Source organism: Roseibium sp. AS2 (assembly GCF_038900065.1).
Classification (GTDB): Bacteria; Pseudomonadota; Alphaproteobacteria; order Rhizobiales; family Stappiaceae; genus Roseibium.
This window is the reverse complement of sequence record NZ_JBBMQN010000001.1, coordinates 751,441-774,312: the sequence shown is the minus strand read 5'-3', so window position 1 is coordinate 774,312 and position 22,872 is coordinate 751,441. Positions and strand designations below refer to the sequence as shown.

At 62.4% G+C, this 22,872-nt stretch carries 19 protein-coding genes; 6 read left to right on the top strand and 13 right to left on the bottom strand.

The features are described 5' to 3' along the window. Positions 1-13: 13 nt before the first annotated feature. Positions 14-1,000 (bottom strand): signal peptide peptidase SppA, encoded by a 987-nt coding sequence (sppA, locus tag WNZ15_RS03550; protein ID WP_342891552.1) that lies wholly within the window; start codon positions 998-1,000, stop codon positions 14-16. Positions 1,001-1,147: 147 nt separating this feature from the next. Next, positions 1,148-2,068 carry a MurR/RpiR family transcriptional regulator gene (locus tag WNZ15_RS03545; protein WP_342891551.1) on the bottom strand — a complete coding sequence of 307 codons (921 nt, stop codon included), beginning with the start codon at positions 2,066-2,068 and terminating at the stop codon, positions 1,148-1,150. 170 nt (positions 2,069-2,238) lie between these two features. Between WNZ15_RS03545 and WNZ15_RS03540 the strand changes: the two genes are divergently transcribed. From WNZ15_RS03540 to WNZ15_RS03530, 3 genes are read left to right on the top strand one after another with little or no spacing between them, the layout of a single operon-like run. Continuing rightward, the gene (locus WNZ15_RS03540; RefSeq protein WP_342891550.1) at positions 2,239-2,748 is read left to right on the top strand and encodes a TRAP transporter small permease subunit; all 510 of its coding nucleotides are present in this window, start codon (positions 2,239-2,241) and stop codon (positions 2,746-2,748) included. Further along, positions 2,745-4,028, top strand: a complete 1,284-nt coding sequence (locus WNZ15_RS03535; RefSeq protein WP_342891549.1) for a TRAP transporter large permease — start codon at positions 2,745-2,747, stop codon at positions 4,026-4,028. The genes WNZ15_RS03540 and WNZ15_RS03535 overlap by 4 nt, the downstream gene beginning before the upstream one ends. A 38-nt stretch (positions 4,029-4,066) precedes the next feature. Continuing rightward, positions 4,067-5,113, top strand: a complete 1,047-nt coding sequence (locus WNZ15_RS03530; protein WP_342891548.1) for a DctP family TRAP transporter solute-binding subunit — start codon at positions 4,067-4,069, stop codon at positions 5,111-5,113. Between the two features lie 127 nt (positions 5,114-5,240). Here WNZ15_RS03530 and WNZ15_RS03525 read toward each other — a convergent pair whose 3' ends face one another. Further along, complete coding sequence (locus WNZ15_RS03525; RefSeq protein WP_342891547.1) at positions 5,241-5,669, bottom strand: peptidylprolyl isomerase; 429 nt, start codon at positions 5,667-5,669, stop codon at positions 5,241-5,243. 239 nt (positions 5,670-5,908) lie between these two features. Here WNZ15_RS03525 and WNZ15_RS03520 point away from each other — a divergent pair, with 239 nt between their 5' ends. Both WNZ15_RS03520 and WNZ15_RS03515 read left to right on the top strand, forming a co-directional pair. Further along, a complete protein-coding gene (locus tag WNZ15_RS03520) occupies positions 5,909-8,815 on the top strand; it encodes a phospholipase D-like domain-containing protein (RefSeq protein WP_342891546.1) in 2,907 nt (968 codons plus the stop codon). A gap of 3 nt (positions 8,816-8,818) precedes the next feature. Further along, positions 8,819-9,811 carry a trypsin-like peptidase domain-containing protein gene (locus tag WNZ15_RS03515; protein WP_342891545.1) on the top strand — a complete coding sequence of 331 codons (993 nt, stop codon included), beginning with the start codon at positions 8,819-8,821 and terminating at the stop codon, positions 9,809-9,811. 49 nt (positions 9,812-9,860) lie between these two features. Here the strand turns inward: WNZ15_RS03515 and WNZ15_RS03510 are convergent, their stop codons facing one another. After that, positions 9,861-10,331: a MarR family transcriptional regulator gene (locus WNZ15_RS03510; protein ID WP_342891544.1), complete on the bottom strand. Its 471-nt coding sequence runs from the start codon at positions 10,329-10,331 to the stop codon at positions 9,861-9,863. Between the two features lie 181 nt (positions 10,332-10,512). On the opposite strand from WNZ15_RS03510, the gene WNZ15_RS03505 reads away from it, so the two are divergent. Continuing rightward, positions 10,513-12,456, top strand: coding sequence for an FAD-binding monooxygenase (locus WNZ15_RS03505; RefSeq protein WP_342891543.1), 1,944 nt, complete (start codon positions 10,513-10,515; stop codon positions 12,454-12,456). 195 nt (positions 12,457-12,651) lie between these two features. Here the strand turns inward: WNZ15_RS03505 and WNZ15_RS03500 are convergent, their stop codons facing one another. From WNZ15_RS03500 to WNZ15_RS03460, 9 genes are all read right to left on the bottom strand, one after another. After that, positions 12,652-13,215, bottom strand: a complete 564-nt coding sequence (locus tag WNZ15_RS03500; RefSeq protein WP_342891542.1) for a hypothetical protein — start codon at positions 13,213-13,215, stop codon at positions 12,652-12,654. Positions 13,216-13,289: 74 nt separating this feature from the next. Further along, entirely contained in the window at positions 13,290-14,093 is an 804-nt protein-coding gene (locus WNZ15_RS03495) for an aspartyl/asparaginyl beta-hydroxylase domain-containing protein (RefSeq protein ID WP_342891541.1), read from the bottom strand. After that, positions 14,090-15,217 carry a 2OG-Fe(II) oxygenase gene (locus tag WNZ15_RS03490; RefSeq protein ID WP_342891540.1) on the bottom strand — a complete coding sequence of 376 codons (1,128 nt, stop codon included), beginning with the start codon at positions 15,215-15,217 and terminating at the stop codon, positions 14,090-14,092. The genes WNZ15_RS03495 and WNZ15_RS03490 overlap by 4 nt, the downstream gene beginning before the upstream one ends. Beyond that, positions 15,214-17,529: a radical SAM protein gene (locus WNZ15_RS03485; RefSeq protein WP_342891539.1), complete on the bottom strand. Its 2,316-nt coding sequence runs from the start codon at positions 17,527-17,529 to the stop codon at positions 15,214-15,216. Before WNZ15_RS03485 ends, WNZ15_RS03490 begins: the two co-directional genes overlap by 4 nt. Next, entirely contained in the window at positions 17,523-18,791 is a 1,269-nt protein-coding gene (locus WNZ15_RS03480) for an alpha/beta hydrolase (protein WP_342891538.1), read from the bottom strand. Before WNZ15_RS03480 ends, WNZ15_RS03485 begins: the two co-directional genes overlap by 7 nt. Continuing rightward, positions 18,781-19,632 (bottom strand): hypothetical protein, encoded by an 852-nt coding sequence (locus WNZ15_RS03475; protein WP_342891537.1) that lies wholly within the window; start codon positions 19,630-19,632, stop codon positions 18,781-18,783. The genes WNZ15_RS03480 and WNZ15_RS03475 overlap by 11 nt, the downstream gene beginning before the upstream one ends. Position 19,633: 1 nt before the next feature. Next, positions 19,634-21,007, bottom strand: a complete 1,374-nt coding sequence (locus WNZ15_RS03470) for a radical SAM protein (RefSeq protein ID WP_342891536.1) — start codon at positions 21,005-21,007, stop codon at positions 19,634-19,636. Positions 21,008-21,051: 44 nt separating this feature from the next. Next, the gene (locus WNZ15_RS03465) at positions 21,052-21,405 is read right to left on the bottom strand and encodes a hypothetical protein (RefSeq protein WP_342891535.1); all 354 of its coding nucleotides are present in this window, start codon (positions 21,403-21,405) and stop codon (positions 21,052-21,054) included. Between the two features lie 386 nt (positions 21,406-21,791). After that, the gene (locus WNZ15_RS03460) at positions 21,792-22,817 is read right to left on the bottom strand and encodes a substrate-binding domain-containing protein (protein ID WP_342891849.1); all 1,026 of its coding nucleotides are present in this window, start codon (positions 22,815-22,817) and stop codon (positions 21,792-21,794) included. Positions 22,818-22,872: the final 55 nt, after the last annotated feature.

Sequence of the window (22,872 nt, the reverse complement as noted above, 5' to 3'; positions counted from 1 at the left end):
AAGGCCCCCTCGCTTAACGATTGCTGTCCGCCGCGTCAGAAGCCTGCCAAACGGATACGAGCCCGTCAAGCGTAAGGCCTCGCGGAATCAGCCCCTTAGCGTTATTAATAGGCTGCAGAAGGGCGGATCCGACTCCATTTCCGAATTCTCGCGAAATGCGCGAGGAGAAAGGAAGCTCTTCCAGGTTCTCCTTGGTCGTCCATGTGACGACCGGAAGGTCCTTTGCCACGCCCTTCTCGCTGACCAGCCAGTCGATGGCGATTTTCTCGCCGCCAATGGCATCGATCAGCTTTTCCGAAAGCGCGTCGTGACCGGTCAGGATGCGGCCGTCGGCGAGTTCCTTCGCCTTGGGCAGGTCCAGTTCACGCCGCTCCGCCACCAGTCCGACAAACCAGTCGTAGGAGGCCATGACCAGGGTTTCGAGCATCGCTCGCGCCTCGGGACTGGTCTGCGAATAGAAGTCCGGCTCGGCCTTCAGCGGCGCACTTTTGACCGCATCCATTTTCACGCCGATGGTTTCCATCAGCTTCTGGATGTTGCCGAACTGGAACAGGACACCGATCGAGCCCGTGATGGTGTTGTACCTGGCGACTATGTGGTCCGCGGCCAGCGCGACCATGTAGCCGGCGGATGTGCCCACGGTACGGATTTCCGCGACGACCGGTTTCTTTTCGGCAAGGCCCCGCAGGGCTTCATAGAGTGCTTCGCCGCCGGTGGTGCTTCCGCCGGGAGAATTGATCGAGATGACGACGCCCTTGACAGCATCGGACTTGCTGATCTTCTCGATCATCTTCAGGGTCTTGCGGTCTTCCAGGATGACGCCTTCGATCGGAATGCGCGCAATATGGGCGGACCGCTTGGACAGTCCCGCGACGCCCGATACGTAAAGAAGGCCGCCGATCAGCGCCAGGGCGACGATGGCGAAGGTCGCGATCCGCCAGAAGGTCACCTTGCGCCTCAGCCGCCTTCTGTCCACCAGCGCGTCAACATCTACTGACATGAATTCCGTATCTCCGGTCGAGAGCGTTTGAAAACCAGCAACCTAAATAGGGTGACCGCCACAAGAAATGCAATCGCCTTCTGAGATTTGCATCAGATTGCGGCGATTTGAGTCTCATGCGTTTTTTTTCATGGACCGGTTCTTGACCTAGTCGCCGAGAGGCTGCGGACCGGTGCGTCCGTGGAATGCGGTCAGGGAGGCGCGAATGCGTCTCAGGTTTTCGCTTGTCGTCGCCGAACGCGTCTGGGCCACGTTCATGGCTATGGCATCGACGATGATCAGATTCGCGTAGCGCGAAGCGGTCGGTTTGTAGATGTCGGGGTCCTCGGGCAGATCAACCAGGATGGCGATCTTGGAAATCTTCGCCAGTCGGGACGCCTTGGGCGCGATCGCGATGGTGGTCGCGCCGTAGCCGCCGGCGATCTCGGCGGCGCTGACCAGTTCGTCCGCTTCGCCGCTGGCCGAGACGCACAGCAGTACGTCGTCCGGGCCGAGCGTCGCGGCCCGCATCTGCAAAAGGTAGCTGTCCTCAAGCGCAAAGGAGGGAATGCCCAGCCGGAAGAACCGGTTGGCCGCTTCCCCCGCGACCATCGACGACCCGCCGCCAATTCCCGCTGTCAGGAGCTGACGGCATGACGCTATCTCGGTTACGGCCCTTTGAAGGTCTTGCGGATCGACCTGCCGGCGCATGACATTGGCGGTCGCGTAAAGCGCACCCAAGACCCGGTCGATGGCGGTGTCGCTGGCGACCTGCTCGCTGGAAGGCGGCGGCGAGATATATTGAAGACTGACAGCAAGGTTCTGCGCCAGGCGCAATTTGAATTCGCGAAACCCGTCGCATCCGAGCGTTCTGCAGAAGCGGACCACCGTCGGCGTGCTGACACCGCAGGCCTTCGCCAGGGCGGCGATGGTCATGTCCGAGATTTCGGACAGGTGAGATTGCACATAATCCGCCACCTTGCGCTCGCGCGCCGAAAAGCCGGTGTGGTCCCGGAGGGCCGAAATGAGGTCGACCGCAGCATGGCCGCTGGAGCGGTCGCCGGACGGGGGTCTTATTTTAGCCTGCACATATGTCTCCATGGTTGCCAAATTTGTAATTTGATTACAGAAAAGCGTCAACGCGGGGCTGAATATAGACTGATTTTCATCAAAAATGTAATTAAGAAACAAAATAGGCTTGACTGAACGCTGAAATTCCTCTGAAAATGTAACTAAGATACATTTTAGAGGGAAGCCACATGCGTGCGTGGGCTGTTCATACCAGCGCGAAGCTGAATACGGCTGCGGAAGCCGTCATAGCCGTGCTGATGGCATTGCTGGTTCTCGATGTCTGGCTGGGGGTTGTCGACCGGTATTACTTTCACTGGCAATTGCCGTGGCCCGAGATTGTCGCCCGCTACTTGATGATCTGGGCGGCACTGCTGGCGGTCTCCTCCGGCATTGCCCGGCGCGACCATATCGGCCTGACGGCCGTGATCATGCGTGTGCCCGTCCCATTGCGCCGGGCGGTCCTGATCGCTGTGGATCTGTGTGTCCTGGCTCTGTTTCTATACGTCTTCTGGTACGGGCTCGGCTTCGCCGCGAGCGGCGCGAGTCGTCAGGCAATGATTTTCGGCGTCAGCCTTCAACCCTTTTACGCCGCGATACCGGCAGCCGCCGCGCTCGCGTCGGTCCAGACGGTTCTTGCCATGATCCGGGATGCGGGCACACATCTTGATGCACCGCCGTTCGCGGAGACCTCAGCATGATTGTCGCCGCTGTCTTCATAGGGTTCGTCCTTCTCGGCATGCCCATCGGTTTCGCCATCGGCGCAGCCGGGGTGATCGGGCTGATCGACATGGGCGGCGATCAGTTCCTTGCGATCGGACCCAGCCGCATCTTCAACGGCCTGAACATCTTTCCCTTCCTGGCGATGCCGTTCTTCATCCTGGCCGGTGAGATCATGAACCACACCGGCATCACCGACCGCCTGGTGCGTCTCGCGCAGGTCCTTGTCGGCCATTTCCGGGGAGGCCTGGCGCACACCAACATGCTGGCCTCCGTCTTCTTCGCGGGGCTGACCGGCTCGGCAACGGCGGATGCCGCCGCCTTCGGGCGCACGCTGGTGCCCGCCATGGTCAAGGAAGGCTATCGCCGCGACTATGCCTGCGCGGTGACCGCGGCCGGCTCGATCATCGGCCCGACCATTCCGCCGTCCGGCCTGATGGTTGTCTACGGATCGCTGATGGGGGTCTCTATCGGCGGCCTGTTCGCCGCCGGTATTCTGCCGGGCCTCGTCATCTGCATCGTGTGCATGGCTGTCATCGCGCTTGGGGCGACCCGCAACAGTCTGCCCAAGGCCGAGCGCCGGGCGAACCTGAAGGAGATCCGGCAGGTTCTGGTGTCCTCCCTCACCGCACTGCTGATGCCGGTCATCATCTTGGGCGGAATTCTGGGCGGTGTGGTCACGCCGACGGAAGCGGCTTCGGTTGCCGTGGCCTATGCCCTGTTCATCGGCGCGTTCGTCTACCGCTCACTGACGATGGCGGCGCTTTACAAAATGCTCGTGAGCACCGCGCGGATCACGGGCGTGATCTTCGTGATCATCGCCTTTGCCGGCATTCTCGGCTGGTGGATGAGCTTCGAGCGCGTGCCTCAGTTGCTGGCGGAGACCATTCTGGGGCTCTCCGACAACCGCTACCTCGTGATCGCGATCATCATCGGCTTTCTGCTCGTTGTCGGCATGGTGATGGATATCACCGCCATCCTGATCATCCTGGCGCCGGTGCTGGTCCCGCTCACCGCCCAGGTGGGCCTGGAGCCGATCCACGCGGGCATCATCTTCGTTCTGGCGCTCAACATCTCCCTGATGACGCCGCCCGTCGGCGCGTGCCTGTTCGTTCTTTCATCGGTTACCGGAGAGAAACTGGAACGGATCGCCATCAAGCTGTGGCCGTTTCTGGTCGCGGAATTGGCGGTCCTGTTCCTGTTTGCTTTCTGGGAAAGCGCGGCGCTGTTTCTGCCGCGCGCCTTCGGGTTCGCCCAATAAAAAACCAAAACAACCTGACAGAGGAAGTGGAGAAGAAAATGAAATCAATCGCAAAGGGACTGGCTATCGGTCTTGCCGCAACGCTCATGGCTGGAAGCGCGCTCGCCGACGGAAAGGTGCTGAAATTCGGTCACGACAACAAGACCGACCCGTTCGAGAATCCGGCTCATGCCTGCACGGCCGTCTTCTCCAACATCGTCGCGGCCGACACCAACGGCGCGGTCGAGGTGGAGGTCTTCGGTTCGAACCAGCTCGGCTCGGCCGCCGAACATGTTCAGCACGTGCGCGACGGTGTGCTGCAGGCCACGCTGACCTCGACCGGCGCACTGGCGAGCTACTACCCGCGCGTCGATGTTCTGAACCTTCCCTTTGCCTTTGCCGACAACGCGGCGACCTATGAGGTCTTCGACGGCGACTTCGGCAAGGAACTCGCAGCCGACATCGAGGCGACACTCGGCGATGTCGTCGTTCTCGGCTTTCCGGATACGGGCGGGTTCTTCGCGGTCACAAATTCCAGGCAGCCCATTGCGTCGCTTGAGGATTTCGACGGCATCCGCATCCGCACCATGACGCTGCCTTCGCACCAGACCATCATGCAGGCGCTGGGTGCCCAGGCCTATCCGCTGTCCTGGGGTGAGGTCTATTCCGGACTGCAGACCGGCGTCATCGATGGCCAGATGAATCCGGTGCCGATCATTTCCTTCGCGAAGTTTTCGGAAGTGCAGAAATACCTCACGCTGACAAACCACCTGTTCTCGCCCTACACGTTGATGGTCAACCGGGATTTCTTTGAAGGCCTGAGCGAGGATCAGCAGAAAACCCTGCGCTATGCGGCTGAATCCTGCACGACTGCGAGCCGTGGCCTGTCGCGCATCATCGAGGCCTCCGACCGCGGTCTGGCCGGCCTGATGGACAAGATGGAAGTGACCGCGCTCAGCGCCGACCAGCGTGCTGCTATGGCGGCCGCCGCGCAACCGGCATTCGAAGCGCACGTGGCGGAAAATCTCGACGCCAGGGCGAACGAACTGCTGAAGTCCTTCAAGGCCGAGGTTCAGAAGGCAAATGACAGCGCTTACCTGAACTGACAGTTTACCCGCCAGAGCGGCAAGGAGAGCGACCGGAAGACCTTTCGCTCTCCTTGGATCAAGAGCCCCGCGGGAAACCGCGGGGCTTGTGCATTCGGAGCGTGCCGTCCAACGGCGGCTTGCCGTATCAGCCGATCGCGGTCAGCTGGATCTCGAAGGTCAGCGCCTTGCCCGCCAGCGGATGGTTGGCGTCCAGCACGACTTCGTCTTCCGCAATCTCGGCCACGACGACGGTCATCATCTGGCCGTTGTCGGTCTGCGCCTGCAACTGAAGGCCGACCTCCAGCGGAACGTTGTCGGGAATGTTGGACCGGGGCACGGCCTGCCGCGCGTCCGGATTGTGGGCGCCATAGGCGTTTTCGGCTTCGATCCGGACGGTTTTCTCGTCACCGACCTTCATGCCGGGAATGGCTTCGTCGAGACCGGGAATGATCTGCCCGGACCCGATGGTGAATTCCAGGGGGTCCCGTCCTTCCGAACTGTCGAAGACAGAGCCGTCGTCCAGCGTGCCCTTGTAATGAAGACGAACCGTGTCGCCGCTCTTGGCTTCGGTCATGGTGCGTATCGCAATTCTGTCTGGGGGTGTGGGTGTTGAGGCCGCGTGCATTGGCGGGTGCTCGTCGTGCCGACAAGCCTAAACAAGCAGCACAAAATGTAAAGACCTTGCCCTGTCAGCGGATACTTGCAGCTCCCGGCCATATTCCCTAGCGGAAATGGTCATCGGGCAGTCACAATTTTCACAACCGGTAAGGTATAGTATGAATTTCATTCAACCGGCCTCTGGGGGAGCGGATCATGGCTTTGGAAAAGGAATATCTGGCGCGCCTTGAGGCAAAGGTCCAGCAACTCACCGCGAACAACGGCATGTCGCTTGCTGCGGTGAAACGCAGGATGACGGATCCGATGGCACCGGGCATCGATCCCGAGGCTCCCGGATTTCCGCGTGCAGCCGGCGGCCAGACCGAAGCCGCCTCGCTCGAGGCCGTCATTCGCTGGTCCCGCCCGGTCCTCTGGATCCGGGAAGACGCAATCGCCACGGACTATTCCATCGCGGCCAATCACGAAATGGACCCGGATCTGCTGGAGGAGATGAAAACCCACCAGGCCGGTATCACGGCGATCATTCCCTCTGTCGGCCGGATCGAGCTTTTCAACAACATGCATTACGAGTGGGCCGGCACGGGCTGGATCATCGATTTTGACGGCGAGACCGATATTGTCGTCACCAACGCCCATGTCGCCGAGGTCTTCGCGCACAGGGGCGGGGACGGCTTCGTGTTCCGCCCCGGCATTCCCGATTTCCAGATCCCGCAGCGGGCCATGATCGACTTCAGGGAGGAAATCGGCAGCGCGCACCCGCGGGAGTTTCCGATCACCGAAGTGATCTGGATCTCGCCGGATCAGCGTCGGGACGTGGCGTTTCTGCGTGTCAGACGGCAGGCGGGGGCCGACCGTATTTCGCCTCCGGTTCCTCTCGCGCAAGGTCTCGACCAGACCAGTCTGCTGGCGGTTCTGGGGTATCCCGGCAAGGACGATCGCGTCGAATACGCGGAGAACCTGTCCCGGGTGTTCGGCGAGAGTTTCGGGATCAAGCGGCTGGCGCTCGGGCGGCTGACAGGCGACAGCGGCCAGGTGATCACCCATGACTGCTCGACATTGCCCGGCAACTCGGGCGCACTCGTCTGGGACTGCCAGTCGAAAGCCGCCGTCGGCCTGCATTTTGCCGGCACCGCGTTTTCCAACAATTTCGCGGTCCCGGTCCGGTCCTTGCGCGAACTCGTCCGCCTCCGGCCCTGGCAGGGGACTGCCATGAGCCCCTGGATCCGGGGAGACGAGGCAACGGGCAATCCCACCCAAGGCGCGATCCAGCCGCAACCGGCCGGCCAGAGCCCGGCCCGGGTCATGCCCGACGGTTCGGTCAATCTGACCGTGCCGCTCAGCATCCGGCTCAGCCTGGGCGGCGGCAGCGCCTCGATTTCGGCGCCGCTTGCGGATGATGCAGGCAATGTCTCCCGAAAGACCGACCGGGCCAGCGCCGATGCCGTGGTCGATGCCGTGCGTGCGATCGCCCTGGCCTCGCCCAACGGCGCTGCCGTGCTGGAGGTCAGTGCCGAATTCCTGTTCATCGACGACGACCTGAGCGACGACACCGGTGTCGTGGTCGCCGTGGCACCCGGGGCCGCTCTCGCCAGCGCCGCCTATGGTCTGGAGGACAGCTTCTCCGGGGTTCCGGTGGTCATCGAATTCGCCGATCCGCAGGTCATCGCGGAAGAGATGTTCGGATACCGGGTGGAAACCGAAGCCTTTCGCGGGCGCCGTGCCGGGTATTCCCGCGATCTGCAGGACCAGCGCTTCGACCTGTCCCCGGTGACGGACAAGATCAAGATGCGCCTGTGCGTCAGTCCCGAGGCCGGCTGGCCGGTCCTGCGCGAATTCCTCGAGATCGACAAATACGAGCAGCTGACCATCGGCATGTACCACGTCACGGCACCGCATGTGGTCGACGCCCTGAAGGCGATTGCCGGGCGGTCGCGGCCGACGCCGCGGATCACCCTGACCCTCGACCGGCAAAGGGGCGACAAGCCGGTCAATCCGGACGACATCAGCGACGGCACCAAAAAGGACGACATTCCCGAACGCGACACGATCAGGGATCTGGAAGACGCGCTCGGCAAGCGGTTTCTCTATGCCAAGGCGGCGCTGGGCAGCGGCGGCCTGTTCGCGACCGCCTATCACATCAAGGTGGCGGTCTGGACCGACCGGCTGCCGGGCAACAAGAAAGAGGACAAGATCTTCTGGCTGTCCAGCGGCAACTGGCAGTCCTCGAACCAGCAACCTCTGGACATAGCCGTCGACGAGATCCCGGGCCTCGGCTTCGAGACCGTTGCCGACTATAACCGCGAGTATCACGCGGTGGTCGAGCATGAGGGGCTCGCCGGGACGTTTCGCGCGCATCTCGAGCAGGACCAGATCGACAACGCGCTTGCGAGCAGCCTTGAATCCGGCCGCCGGCTTCTGGACGACGAGATCCTGGTGCCCGTCGAGATGCTGGAGCGCTCACGCCGGCCCTCGGCCTTCAGGCCGTTCCCGCCACTTGACCTCCATGAGGACATGACCGTTCATCCGCTGCTGACGCCCGACAATTATCCCGAAGAGGTGCTCGATCTCGTCAACGCGGCGACCACCCGTCTGTGGATCTGCAACCAGTCCTTCAACCTCTGGAAAAACCTGGATGACACGCCGGATCATTTCCTGGCCATCGCCAGGGCGATCCGGGAACGTCAGCGGGCCGGGGTCGATGTGCGCATCCTGTTCCGCAACATCTTCGGCAGCGAGAGGAAGACCATGCGCCGGCTCAAGGCCTTCGGCATCCGGACCGACCGGGATCACATGCGGTTCTTCCCGAAGAACCACACCAAGGGCATGGTCGTCGACGATCACACGGTGATGCTCGGCTCGCAGAATCTGACCGGCGGTGGCACCGGCCCCAACAGGGATGCCAGCCTGATTGTCCGCAATGCCCGGGCGAATGCCTATTTCGCCGACATCTTCCTGCATGACTGGACCCAGTATGGCGATCACCGTCCCGCGCCGGACAGGGAAAGTGTCCGTCCGCTCCGGATCTCCCGTGCCGGCGCCAGGGTCGAGGCGCCGCAAGGCTATGTCGCCCTGTCGCTCGGCGAATTCCTGGGGGAGGGCTGATCCATGGCAAAGTCGGGAAAATCCGGCCCGGACCGCAAGGTCCGGAGCTACATGGAAGAGACCAACGGCGGCGGCTCGCCGGAACCGGTCGAGGGTTTCAACTTCTACCGGGCGGCCACCGCCGGCTTCCGGCAGGATGTGTTCGGGCCGCAGCTTCTTCGGGACCGGCCCGATGGCGGCTTCTTCTCCGACGGCGGCCGTTTCGGCACGCCGCCCGTGCCGCAGCAGGAAAAGGTCATCGGCTTCGACAGCCGCCAGCGCATCGCCGACACGGCCATGACGCCCTGGCGCTGCATCTGTCATCTGGAGGTCCAGTACGACCGGGGTCCGGTCGGCTTCGGCACCGGCTTTCTGGCGGGCGCGGACCTTGTTGTCACCGCTGCCCATGTGCTGGTCGACCGCAGCCTTTACGGCTGGGAGCAGCCGCCGCGCCTGGCCGAACGCGTCCGGATCACGCCGGGCCGCGACGCGACACTTGCCCCTTACGGCACCCGTGTGTGCGACGTGCCTTCGCGGGGCAAGAACCACATGGTTCCGGACCTGTGGAAGAAGATCGCCCGATCGACCGCCGAAGCTGCCGATTTTCAGCGCCAGGCACAGGGCCAGGATTATGCCGGCCTGCGCATCGACACCCGGGAAATCGGTGAGCGCCTCGGCTATTTCGGCCTGCGCGATTTCGCGGCCACCTTCGACGCGGCCGACAACGAGCGTCTTTTCGTCAACACGGCCGGCTATCCGCATTCCCCCGACAAACCCTATGGCACGCTCTGGTACAACGCCGGGCGCACCGCGGGACTGAGCAAGGATGGCGCGTTCATCGACTACATGGTCGACACGGAAGGCGGACAGAGCGGCAGCCCGGTCTATTTCTACGACAAGTCCGCGCGCCAGCGCCATGTCATCGCCATTCACACCACGGGCGACTTCGTCAATCGGGGCGTCCTGATCCAGGGCGGCGTCTATGACGAGATTGTCTCCTGGCGGGGACACGACTGACGGCCACTGACACCGTCTTTCCAGGTAGGCTTGTGCATACCTGAAGCCCTCAACGGTCCTTTGGCGCGGGGCGCAGGGGCGCGCGGCTGAGATCGTTGACCGCGTCGGTCGCTTTCTTCAACAGCCGTAGGAAATCCTCGGTCTCCGCTTCATCCAGTCCGCTCAACATGACCGTCTGCGCATGTTCGACCGCTGGGGTCAGCCTTTCCAGCGCGGCCCGCCCCGTCTCGGTCATGTGCAAAACCCTGGCGCGCCTGTCGCTCGCGCTGATCTCGCGCGACAGGAACCCCTTGGTCACCAGGCGGTCCACCACACCGGCGATGGTGGTGCGGTCATAGGCGATCAGGCCGGCGAGCGTGGCCTGATCGATGCCGGGATGGGTTCCGACACGGGACAGGGCCGCGAACTGGACAGGGGTGATATCGAAACCGGCCGCCTCGACCTCTGAATGAAACACGGCCACCGCGATCTGTTGCAGTCGGCGGATCAGATGACCCGGAAAATCGTTGAGGTCTTTCACGCCAGTCTCCAGATGCAGATTAATTGACAGCATACTGATAATCAGTATGCTTATTAAATAGCAGGATTCGATGCTTCTTGTAGCATCGTTCCAACCTGGGCCAAACGGGCGCCCCGAACCGGAGCGGCATCAGAGGATCTTCCGAGGCACGGGTCTTCAGCAAGGGCGGAGGTGACGGTCGATGCAGTTTCATCTGAACGGGTTCAGGACCGGAGATCCGGACATTGCCGACCCGACCAGGGACGAGGCCGCTCTGGCCGATTCTGACCGGTTGCCGGAAGAGGTCGATGTCCTGATTGTCGGCTGCGGGCCGGCCGGATTGACGCTGGCGGCGCAACTGGCGGCGTTTCCCGATATCAGAACCCGGATCGTCGACCAGAAACCCGGCCCGCTGCAGCTTGGCCAGGCCGATGGCATTGCCTGCCGCACCATGGAAATGTTTAACGCCTTCGGGTTCGCGGAAAAGGTCGCCAGGGAAGCCTACTGGGTCAACGAGACCACGTTCTGGAAACCGGACCCGGCCGGACCGGAAAAGATCGCCCGCAGCGGTCGGGTGCAGGATGTCGAGGACGGCCTGTCCGAGTTCCCGCATGTGATCCTCAATCAGGCGCGTGTCCACGACTTCTACCTCGAAATCATGAAAAACGCGCTGAACCGGCTGGAGCCGAATTACAGCCGCCGTGTCACCGCGCTGGAGATCGACGTGGCGGCGCGCGAGGACGGCCATCCGGTCACGGTTCACCTGGAACGCACCGGCCCGGACCGCGAAGGCGAGGGCGAGATCGTGCGCGCGAAATACGTGGTCGGTTGCGATGGCGCGCGCAGCATGGTGCGCAAATGCCTTGGCCGCGACCTGAAGGGCGAGGCCGCCAACCAGGCCTGGGGCGTCATGGACGTGCTGGCGGTCACCGATTTCCCGGACATCCGCTACAAGGCGCTGGTGCAATCCGCCGTCGAGGGCAGCATCCTGATCATTCCGCGCGAAGGCGGTTATCTGGTGCGGATCTATGTGGAACTCGACAAGCTCAGGCCGGACGAACGCGTCGCCGGCCGCAACATCGGCGTCGACCACCTGATCCAGGCCGCGCGCAGGATCCTGCATCCTTTCACGTTCGACGTGAAGGAAGTCGCCTGGTGGTCGGTCTACGAAATCGGCCAGCGGCTCTGCGACCGGTTCGACGACGTGCCGGAGGCGGAGCTGGAAGGGGAGGAGACCGGTCCCCGTCTGCCCCATGTCTTCATCGCCGGGGATGCCTGTCACACCCACAGTCCGAAAGCCGGGCAGGGCATGAATGTGTCGATGCAGGACACGTTCAACCTGGGCTGGAAACTGGCGCATGTGCTGACGGGATTGAGTGGACCGGAACTGCTGCACAGCTATTCGGCGGAACGCCAGGATATCGCGCGCAACCTGATCGATTTCGATCGCGACTGGGCCAGGATGCTGAGCGCGCCGGTGAAGTCGGCGGAAACCCCCGACGGCGTGGAGCCGGAAGAAGTCCGGAAATATTTCGTCCGGCACGGCCGTTACACCGCCGGCACCGCGTCGCGCTACCGTTCGTCGGTCTTGACGGGAACCGGCACACACCAGCATCTGGCCACGGGATGTCTGCTCGGCATGCGCTTTCATTCAGCACCTGTGGTTCGCCTTGCCGACGCCAGGCGGATGCATCTGGGCCACACGATCACGGCGGACGGCCGCTGGCGTGTCTTCGCCTTTGCCGGGAACAGCATGTCACCGCATGCGGCCCTCGCCGACCTCTGCGAGTTTCTTCAGACCGCCCCCGGCTCGCCGATCCTGCGGCACACGCCGCCGGGCAGGGACGTGGACGCCGTTATCGACGTTCGGGCGATCTTCCAGCAGTCCCACCGGGATCTCGGCATCGAGAAAATGCCTGCGTTCCTGCTCCCGGCAAAGGGACGCTACGGGCTCGTGGACTATGAAAAGATCTTCTGCGCGGACCAGCCAGAGGGCGCCGACATTTTCGACCTGCGCGGAATTGACCGCGCCAACGGTTGCCTGGTGATCGTCCGGCCCGACCAGTACGTCGCCGAACTCCTGCCCCTGACCGCCCACAGCGATCTCGCGGCCTTTTTCGACAGGGTCTTGTTGCGGCAGACGTAACGGACCGCCAGCCCCTCCGGCATCCTTCCGGAAACACGGCCGCGCGGAGCTGCCAGGTTGTGCGGGAAAACGGCGTGACGATGTCCGGATGGAGGGCGTGGTTCTCCAGGTCCTGTCAGATGAGTGAAAATCAACACTCTCCGGTTCCTGCGAATTAGGGCGAGCCATGGTCAGGTCGCAGACGCAGACCTTGCGTCACACAGCAGCCCGCTCGGACAGCGAGATACGCAGCCCCGGTATCCGGACCGACAGGTCTGCCGCAAGCCTTTTGAAGGCTGCCGGTTCGATGCGACCTGGCGTTTCAAAGGAAATCGTCGTTCCCTTGCGGTCTGTTGGTCCGATCCTGAAGGGAGCGCTCTGGGCGACTCCGTACCGGTAAACCTGCGACCAGGCCTCACCGCGACGCCTGCTGACGAAGGTCAGGGAGGGGCAGGCAAAATTGGCAAGAGCAGGTCCGAGCGAGCCGCGGTCGCGCCAGATCATGTCCAACAAGGTACGTTCCGTGTCCGGATCCGAAGGCAGGCACGGATAGCAGCTCGTCAAGGCCCGTTCCGCGTGTGACATCGTGTCTCCGCTATCCGGATGAAGCCTCATTCCCCGGCCGGTGTCCGAAATCGTCGCTCCAGTCGTGTTGAGTTCGACGCGAATGCCCAGGTTCGGAGAGAAACTGTGTTCCACCACGCTGAGCGCCAGAAATTCGGCACAGATGTCGTTTGGGGTCAGCTTTTTCGACAACAGGCGCAGGTCTTCGCCTTCCAAGAATGCCTCCGTCTCGCGAATGAGGCTCTCCGGCGGATAAAAGCGACTGTCTCCCGCATTGAACTCGCCGGAGTTCAGGTCTGTGCGGAGACCTGTCGCCGCCCTGCATCGCCGGGAGAGAGAACCGTCTTCCAATAGGATCTCATATAGTGTTTTCGATAGCACTTGAAAACGATCTTCAGCGCTTCGGTCTCCTCTTTTTCAAGCTCGGGGTGAAAAATATCGAACAACAGCACGAGACGTTTGTCTGCCGAGTCGTTCCACACTTCGTGCTCGTATGTGTCGTCGAAGATCAGAAGGCCGCCAGGGTCCCAGGTCCGGGTTTCGTCTCCGACGCGGATCCGGCATTCGTCGCTGGAAGCGAGCGTGAGGTGACATCGCAGATGCCCGTTCGTGAAACCGGTATGGGGAAGAATGTGCGTGCCGCCCTCGATCGCAGAAAAATAAGTCATCCCGGCAGTCGTTGCCCCCGGAACAGCGCTCAGTGCCTTCCAGGTTGCCGGAAAGGCGGCGGCCCCCTGTTCGTCCTTCCGGCCCATGCAGGTCAGATAGAGAACGGACCAGTTCCCCCCGTCCGTGAACTGATTTTGAATCTGTCCGGTTCTGACGCCACCGGCCATCGCCAATTCGGCAACCATGTCCGGAAGGGCTTCCGTCACCTTGCGAGACCAGTCGAACTCCTCCGGCGACCACCAGGCCTTGGCCGTCAGCCCGGGAAAGAAGAGCGTCGGATCCCGGGGGGCGGCGTATCTTGAAATCTCGTTGCGTCCCGTAATCTCGAGACCGGAGACGATCCGTTCGAGGGCGCCGTCGGGGATCCCCTCGCTCTTGCGCCAGACGTTCAGGGTGTCCAGGGTTCCGCCAATCCAGTCTGTCATTGTGCGTCCGTTCTGTTTCCCGGGGTGTGGTTGGCGGCCGGAGAAGCGGTGTTGCCGCCTAGCCAGCCGACAAGATCTCCCAGTCGCGACAACCGGTCCTCTGGCGCCTCTTCCCGGTCTTCTGCGATGGACGCGAAACCCGTGAGTGAACAGCGCTCTGCGGTGCCGGCGGCTTTGTCCACCCGATTGATGCAATGGGGGGTGCCGGCCTTCACCAACACGAGGCGGTTCGGACGTGGCATGATTGCGGCGGGCGCCGCGCGGGAGCGCGCGACCGCTGATGCGATCCGCTTGAAGGGATCAGCCTCCCGGTCGTTCAGAAAGGCGGCGTCGGGCCCGCTGTCGAGCAGGAGAAGTTCGCCTCCCCAGGAGGGGTCCCACCGGTCGTGCAGGTAGAGAATGAACTCGCCACTTCTGCCGCGCCCGGCATCATTGTGCCAGCCCAGCCGGCTGCCCACCGGGTACTTCCAGAACGCAAAACTCAGTATCGACCAGGCCTCGGACGGCAATCCGTAGATCCCCTGGGTTTCGCAGACCCGTTGCGCGATCATCTGAAAGGCATCCCGCGGCTCGGTGATTGCGAGGGCCTGTGCCGCACTGAGCACCGAGCCATCCGACCGGTAGGCCGAGCCGTCGACCGCCTGATCGACAACACTGTCCTTCAACGTGTAAGACGCGGCAAGCATCCGCTCTTGCAAGGCGAAAAACTGGTCAGGCGGAAGGAAATCATCGATGACCAGAAAATGGTCGCCGGTGATCGCCGACTTCTCGTCGCCGGTCGAGCTCTTCCGGGAACCTTCCGGCCCCAGCAGGCGCGCGACCGCCTTCGCAACGTCGGAGGGTGTCGCCAGTCCGGTCATCATAAGCTCGTCATCGAAGGTAACGCCAAGCTGGCTTTCCAGACTGGTCATGAGCGCCATCCAGGCCAGGGAACTGACACCGAGGCTGGAAAAACGAGCCTCGTGCAGGGACGGCGTCGATGCGAATTCTGCGAAGGAGGGGCGACCCGCGACGACCTCTCCCGGCTGATCCTGAAGAAAGAGGGTCTGAGCGATCAGCCCGAGGCACAAGTCGGAAACTGCCGGCGAGGCGCTCTTGGGGATCCGGATGTCGCACGCGTTCATGCCATGCCTCCTCTTATCGAACTGATCAGCTTGTTCCTGTCCAGCTTGCCCAATGTGTTTCGCGGCAGCCGGTCGAACAGGAAGATGCTGCAAGCGCCGTGCTGTCTTGATGCATTGGCAAGGGCGTGTGCCACCGCCTCCCGACGCAGACCTTGCCCGGCCACGGCGGCACAAAGCACTTCCAGGTTTCTGTGATCCTCTGACAGAACCAGAAAGGCGACGTCGTCGACCTCGGGCAGGCGGAACAGCGCCGCCTTGTAGGGTTCGGTCTCGACGAACCGGCTGTTGAGCCGCAACGGGCCGCTGATGCGTCCGAGACAGCGGAAGGTTCCGTCCGGTTCGCAGTCGATCAGGTCTCCGGTGCGCCAGACCCTGTCGCATCCGGGCGGGTCTCCGACGTATCCAAGGACAGGCGCGCGCGTCTCGATCACCAACTCACCGCGTTGACCGAGGGCGGGAGCGCGCACTTCGACCGCCTCGATCGGTTTTCCGATCCCATCTGAGCCGAGGAAGGTACCTCCGGTTTCGGTGGATCCATAGCCAAGCACCGGCTGTGCGCCGAAGCGTGCGCGCAAGGCATCCAGGAGGATCGGCGAGGCGCTGCCCGCACCCACCAGAACGGTCGCAAGCCGGCCGTCACCCGAAGGCTTCGAAGTGGCAACGAGGCCCGCAAGGGCGGGCGTCACGGCGAGATGGCTGATTGTGCCTTCGTCCAATTCGCGGGCGAGCCGGGACGGCAGACTGACGAGATCCAGCATGAGACGGCATCCGGCGAGAGCGGCGCTAATTGCGACACCCCAGCCGAACGAATGGGCCAGCGGTACGGGAATGCGGACGCAACTGCTGAAGTCCAGTCCGAGACCGCCGATATAGCCGGCGGTTTCGTCGTAAACGCTTTCGATACTGCGCCGGGCAATCTTCGGTACGTTGGTGCTGCCCGAAGTCAGCTGCAGCACTGCGGTCCGGTCCAGCCCGCGGCGATCCGGAACACCGGTTCCCGCCATGACCGTCAGATCGGACGATACGATGAGATCCGCGAAAGGAACGTGCGTGTCCGGCGGCAGGGGGAAGGGAATGGCATCGATAGACCAGAGGGCCACCGCACCGGCCAGAATATCGGGTCCGCGCAGCCCGGCAAGAGCCACCACATCGTTGGGGCGCACACCCGCTTCCTCGAAGCTCGTTCGCAGGTCGGCCGCCGAGGGGGCAAAATCCGAAAAATTGGACTGGGGATTTGCCTCCGCCGAAACGTTTATTCGCCGCGCCAGATCCGGGCGGCTGGCGCGCTCCCGCGCGCGTTCGCCGGACTGGTCCGGAAAGGGGGAGCTGGTACCGGAACGGGGGAGAAAAACCGATCCGCGCACGTTCAGCCCTGCGATGCGTGCGACTTTTCTCGCGTGATCGGCGGTGACAACAAACCGGTCCCTGCCGTAGATCAGATAGTCTTTTTGCCTTTCGGACGACGAGAAATTCACCGTCAGGACGTTGGCTCCGGCATTCAGGCCGGAGGTCTGGCCACCGCCCGCGGCGCGTTCGAAAGCGCTCACCGAGGGGATCAGCAGCGACGGATAGAGAATGCGAAGGCAGGCAACGATATTGAGCGAGAGCTCAAGGTCCCCGGCTGCGACCTGGGCCATGGGTGTGTCGCGCGCCGGTATGAACGGACTGATGCTGCACATGTCGGCATCATAGCGGTCAACCAGCAGAAGATCGTCGACGATGCTGTCGAGGGTCTGTCCGGGAAGTCCGGAAATCAGCCCGGTTCCGATTTTGAAACCCGTGTCCTTGAGCGCGCCCAGACAGGCGAGCCGGTCATCAAGAGCCTCGTGGCGCAAGGATCGGTGCAAGTGAGGATCACTGGTTTCATGCTTCAGGATATAGCTGACGGCGCCAAGCTTCTTGAGCCGCCTGTACCGCTCGGTGGTCAGGCAGCCGAGGTTGAGCAGCACTTCGACAGAGCCGTCGAACATCCGGATGATTTCCGGTATCGCCTCCTCGATCTGTGGCAGGATGCCGGTGGTTTCGCCACCTTGCAGGAGGATGATGTCGATCCCGCTGTCCCGGATCGTCCGTGCGGCGTCGACGATCTGGTCGGCCGACAGGAAATAGTGGTCGTTCCGGGAGGTGTTGGCCCGCCGCATCGGGCAGTAGTCGCAGTTGACCCTGCAGACGTTGGTGACTTCGATGACGCCGCGCAAAATGCAACTGTCGCCGATCCCCGTCAGGCGTGCCGCACGGGCAGCCTCGAAAAGGCCGCGCTGTTCGTCACCGCGCGACCGGAGCATGGTCTTCAATTCCGCCCGTGTCAGCATGCGCTTGCTCCTTGTCCGGTTGGGCAGGGCACGTCGAGCGTCAGCGCCTGTTCGCAAAACAGAGCCGGGTCGCTGGTTTTCTGGAACGATCGGACGAGATCGTGAAGATTAGGCGTAAACTGGCGCCGGTGCGCGACACCATTGAGGAGCACGGTCACCGGGCCCGGATCGACCAGCTCTTGGTGAAGATGCAACCGAACCCGTTTGGCTCCGGTGACACTGAGTTCAATCGTGTTCCTTGAGGGGACCCACGTGGCCGCGCATGCCGCCGTTCCGAAGGAAATGTCGAGAAGTTCGAGCCAGTGGCAGCGGCCATGGTCGGCATCGACGGCGGTATGCGCCACCCGGTTCGGCCACCGCGCCCGCCGCTTGCCGGTCATCCATGCGCCAACACGTTCAAGTCTGGCAATTTGCGTCCTCAAGCCGAGGCTGGACAAGGCGTGATCCGCTTCAGCGACTTCGAGATATGCGCAATCGGCGTGTCCCTCGTTGCGCAGCGCAGTCACCAGATCGCGGGTCAATCGTACCGGGAAATGATCATCGCGGGCGCCGTGGACCAGGAAAAGCGGCAGCGTGAGCAGATTGGGCAGGAGCGCATCGGCAATCCTGTCCGGACCGTAGAGGTGCCAGGCCGAGACCGCGCCGCAGACGGAGACCACCCCGGCAAAGGCATGGCTTCGGCGCATGGCGAGGCCCAAGGCTGCGACCGCGCCCATGGAGTATCCGAGCAGGAACATGCGGTCGGAGTCGACCGGCAGTTCCGCGCGGGCCCAGTCGAGGGCGAGCATCGGAAAGTCATCGCTCGCGGTGGTCCAGCGGGGGTGCCGGAATTGCCTTCCGAAAAGCCCGGCGAGGTCAAGATTGCTGTCTCCAGCGGCCGATACGCCGGCATCCGGACACAACAGTGTCACGTAGCCGAATTCGGCGAGCTCCCGAAGATCGGACTGCAACTGATCGCCGCTGCTACCCGCGCCATGCAGGCAGACGGCGACGCCGGGCGGATGGCCGGGCCGCGGGCGCGGCCGGCAGACCAACATCCGGGTTGAACACCCTTTGGGTCCGCGCAGCTCGAGCGTTGCCGTTTCGCCCGGCGGGATGGCCGCCCCGGCGTGTCGGCCCGCCCCGGTCGCACCCGATGTGGCCAGCATGAGTCCGGCCTGGCCGACGTTGCAATTGTGGCCTTTCAATTCCGCCACTGCCTCGTCAACCGGGAGGTTGCGGCAGAGATCCCTGACGGCGAAGCATGTCGGCTCATCCAGCATGTGCCGCCTCCGCGATGTCTTTTGTCTGAGCTCCCGCTCCGCCGTCCAGCGAAAGACCTGCTTGTCGGTCAAAGCGATGCAGTCCGAGACGCACGGGTGTGCGGCTCAGGCGCTGCGCGCCGGTGGAGGTCAGTGCGAACATCGCAAAAAGGTCCGACGCCGGAAGGGGCAGTTCGATCGCCTGAGCTCCAAGCGAATGGCCGAGCGCTGCGAGGCCACCGGTCAGGTCCGGCAGTTGTCCGATGGACGTGCAGGGCGCGCCGCCCAGGACCAGCAGGTCTCGATCGAGCACCCAGTTGACGTGCGGTTCCGGGCTTTCGGTTCCGGTGAGCAGATCGGCGACAAGAGGCGGGCCGCTGCAGGCGACTTCGACACGGCCGGAGCACGCCTCAGGCAGCGTCCCCGGCGCGTCGGAGGAGGGCGGCAGCGGCAGCAGAAACCGGTGCAGAATTGGCCCGCTTTGTGAGACGCGAAGCCGTGCCGCGATCGCCCGCTCGGGTTTGCCTGATTCGATCCAGACGGCGATCCCCCGGTATCCTGCTGTCCGCGCGTAGTTGCGCAGGAGCAGTGCAAGTCGCAGCCCGGCCGGTGTGCCGAGGAAATCGTCGAGGACATAAAGGCCCTTGAACAGCAGAAAATCGCCCCAACGCATACTCCGGTGCAGCGCCACGGGGCGAAGATCGCAAAAGAGCGCCGCCCAGACATAGTCGCGTGGCCGCTGCAGCTCTGACAGCAGTTCCGCTACCGTGAAACGCGACAGACCAGTCGCGGCAGCCAGGTCTGCATCTTCCGGTCCAAGGACACGAAATGTCAGCGCGGGATCGGCTGCGGACACGGACATCTCAGGCGGGTTCCCGGCTCAGTGCGACATGAGAGAAGCCATCGGACGTTTCGCCCCGGAGCGCTGTCGCCGGTATCTTCCTCATCCGGCGCGCAGCGGCGCGGCCCGCCAGCAGGTTGACCATCACGGACGGGGTCAGGAAGCGGGAGTCGAGATCCTGGATCAGCCACTGAACGATCTGCTCCTCGATCGGGTAAAACGTCGGCGCGAGCAGGTCAGGCTCGGTCAGCCCGGTCAGGGCAGACAGCGCTGTCTGCGGCAGGATCCGGTATCCCACATGCATCGACAGTTCACCCGCCCGCAGATTTTCGTTGATGAAACGGGCGGTGTTTCGCACGGTTTCGCGCGTTTCCCCCGGGCCGCCGAAAACGATATTGACCATTGGAGTCAAACCGTGCGCCCGGCAGCGCTTCAGGAATTTTTCCACGGAGGCGAGATCGAAGTTCTTTCCCAGGTTGCGCATCATGCCAGCGTCGAGGCTGTCCGGGGAGATCACCACCGTTTCCAGGCCGCTTTTCGCCAGGAGACCGGCGAATGCGTCGTCGAAAGGCTTGGGAGAGAAATAAGCGGACCATGTAAGGTCCGGGAAGTCCGATCCGCCCAAAAGACAGGCAATATCCTTCGCCGCGCGCTGGGAATTGAAGATGCTGTCTGTGAAGAAGATACGCCGGAAGCCGGCCCCGTGAATGGCGTCAATTTCCGCTGCCATGAGGGCGAGTGGCTTGTAGTCGCCGGAGTTGTTTCCGGTGATGTGGGCATAGGGGCAGTAGATGCATTTCTGGAAACATGTCCTGCGCATCGTCTCCACGCCGATCATTGCATTCCGGGTGTTCGCGTAGGCTCGCATCAATGCCGGCGGATGGGTGAGGACGCGCTCGACAAAGCCGTCGTAACGCCGGCCTTGAAGGATACTTCCGGAGCCGAGGAATGCCCCGGGGTCTGCAGCCACCTCCAGCATGATCGTTTCGGCCGGTCCGGATATACCGAGATCGACACCCAGGAGGTCCACAAGGGACTTGGCAAACAGGCTGAAACCGGGGCCCCCGGCAACCAGAAGCGGCCTGGAACCGCCGGTCTGTTTCGGATCCAGAGCTGCGTGAACCCGTTCGGCGAAACGCGCGTATTCCAGAACATGTCCGTCACAGGACAGGTCGATCGGATCGATGTTACGGATCGCGAAGGCGACGATGTCGTAGGCGTCGTTGAGCCAGCTGAAGTCGTCGAGCGCTTGTGGAGACTCGACAAAATCCATCAGACGCACGAAATGACCGGCGAAGCGCAGAGCGTCCTCGACGCACCGCGCCCCGATGGGGAAAATTGGCTCATTCCCCGGCATGGGGAGACTGGCCAGATTGATGATCAGGACGCGTGCCACGGAACCTTGTCCGGCTGTCGGCGATCGAGCCGTCATCCTTGCCCTTAAGGTGTCGGCACCTGTCTGAAGGTATAGGTGGACCTGACAGGTGTCGTCGAACCGTCGCAGGAAGGCGAAACCGACTTTGCGAGGAAATCCGGGTCGAGAACGTCGAACAATTTGTCGCAAATCTTGTCGAAGCGCTCGGGCTCGTATGCGATCAAGAGCTCGACAGCCTCTTTTTCCAGTTTGATACCGGCCTTTTCGAGGGTTGTCCGTGGGTCCTTCGACAGGGCCTCGGTGAATCCCTTGTCGCCTGTCACTCGTTCGACCAGTTCTTCCATGGAGCGGGCCGCACTTTCGGCATAGAGTTTCTTGGCTTCCGCGCTGATGTCCTGTGCTCTTCCCTGCTGTTCCATATCAAAGCTCCCAAGAGAAAAATCAAAGGTCGAAGACCATGAGTTAAATCACAGGTAGAAAGGCTGTCACTGGCACGTGATGGAGTCAATAGAAAAAGTATATATCATTATAAATTACAACCATTGATAACTATAATGGTTGTATCTTTCATAATACCCAGGGGAAGTTGTCGGACAAAAAGGAAAATTTCCGCCTCACCCTTGGGAAGCTGCAAGGAAAAAGTGGGTGAGCTTGGCTCAAAGAGATTTTCTACCCTCATTTTATCCGGGTTGCAGCCAATTGATCCTTGCTCGGGTTGTTTGAATCAAAAAGCCCGGCATCGCTGCCGGGCTTTCGAAGGTTTGTGTCTCATCCGGTACCGCCATTCAACGGGACGGCCGGTGGGTCAGCGTCCGGGCAGCGGGATCCATTCGGCGGTGGAGACATCCGCGTGCTGGAACTGCGGCATCTTCTCGCCAAGCTCGGCCATGTTCTTCACGTCCTGCTCGTTCAGGAAGTCCTGGGTGATCAGTGTCGGCGGAACGACGACCTGCTTGCCGGGATTCTCGCCTGCAAGCATCAGGGCGAGTGTGCGCACGCTGACTTCGCCGACAACGGCCGGGTTGGTCGCGACGGTTGCGGCCCAGGCACTGTCCGGTTCGCGCATGGCGGAGATATCCGCGGTCGAGACATCGGCGGAGTAGATCTTGATGTCCTGGCTGAGACCTGCTTCATCGACGGCGATCTTCACGCCCTTGGCGAATTCGTCGTAAGGGGCGAAGACGACGGAAATCGTCGGGTTGGCCTGCAGCACCGAGCGCGCCTGGTTGGCGACGGAATTGGCGATCGGATTGTCGAGCGTGCCGAACATGGCCGCTTCCTTGATGCCGACATTGGCTTCCTTGACTTCCTTCCAGGCGACGTCGCGCCGGTCGAGCGGGGCAATGCCCGGTACATAGACATAACCTGCGGTGAAACTGTCGCCATTGTCCTTGATGGCCTGTTCCAGGGCCAGCTTGCCGAGAAGGTAATCGGACTGCTCGACCTGCGGAATGGCGTCGTTTTCGACATTCACGTCAAAGGCGACGACCTTGATCCCGGCCTCGACCGCGCGCTGGGCCGCCGGTTTCATGGATTCCGTCAATCCGTGCTGGATGATGATGCCGTCAACGCCGAGGGCAATTGCCTGATCGACCATGTCGGCCTGAAGGGCGGCATCCTGCCGGCTGTCCAGCACACGCAGGTCCACGCCAAGGGCTTCGGCCTGCTTTTCGACGCCTGAAAGATACGACTGGAAGAAGTCGCCGGTGGACAGGTAGCGCACCAGCGCGATCTTCACATCCTCGGGCTTGTCGAACGGTGCCGGCATGTCGGCGGCAAGCGCAACGCCACTGCCCGACAGTCCCAGCCCGGCGGCAACCGCGAGCTTCATGAATTCACGTCTCAACATTGTGTATCCTCCCATTTTTTGAACGGGCGCCTTTTCC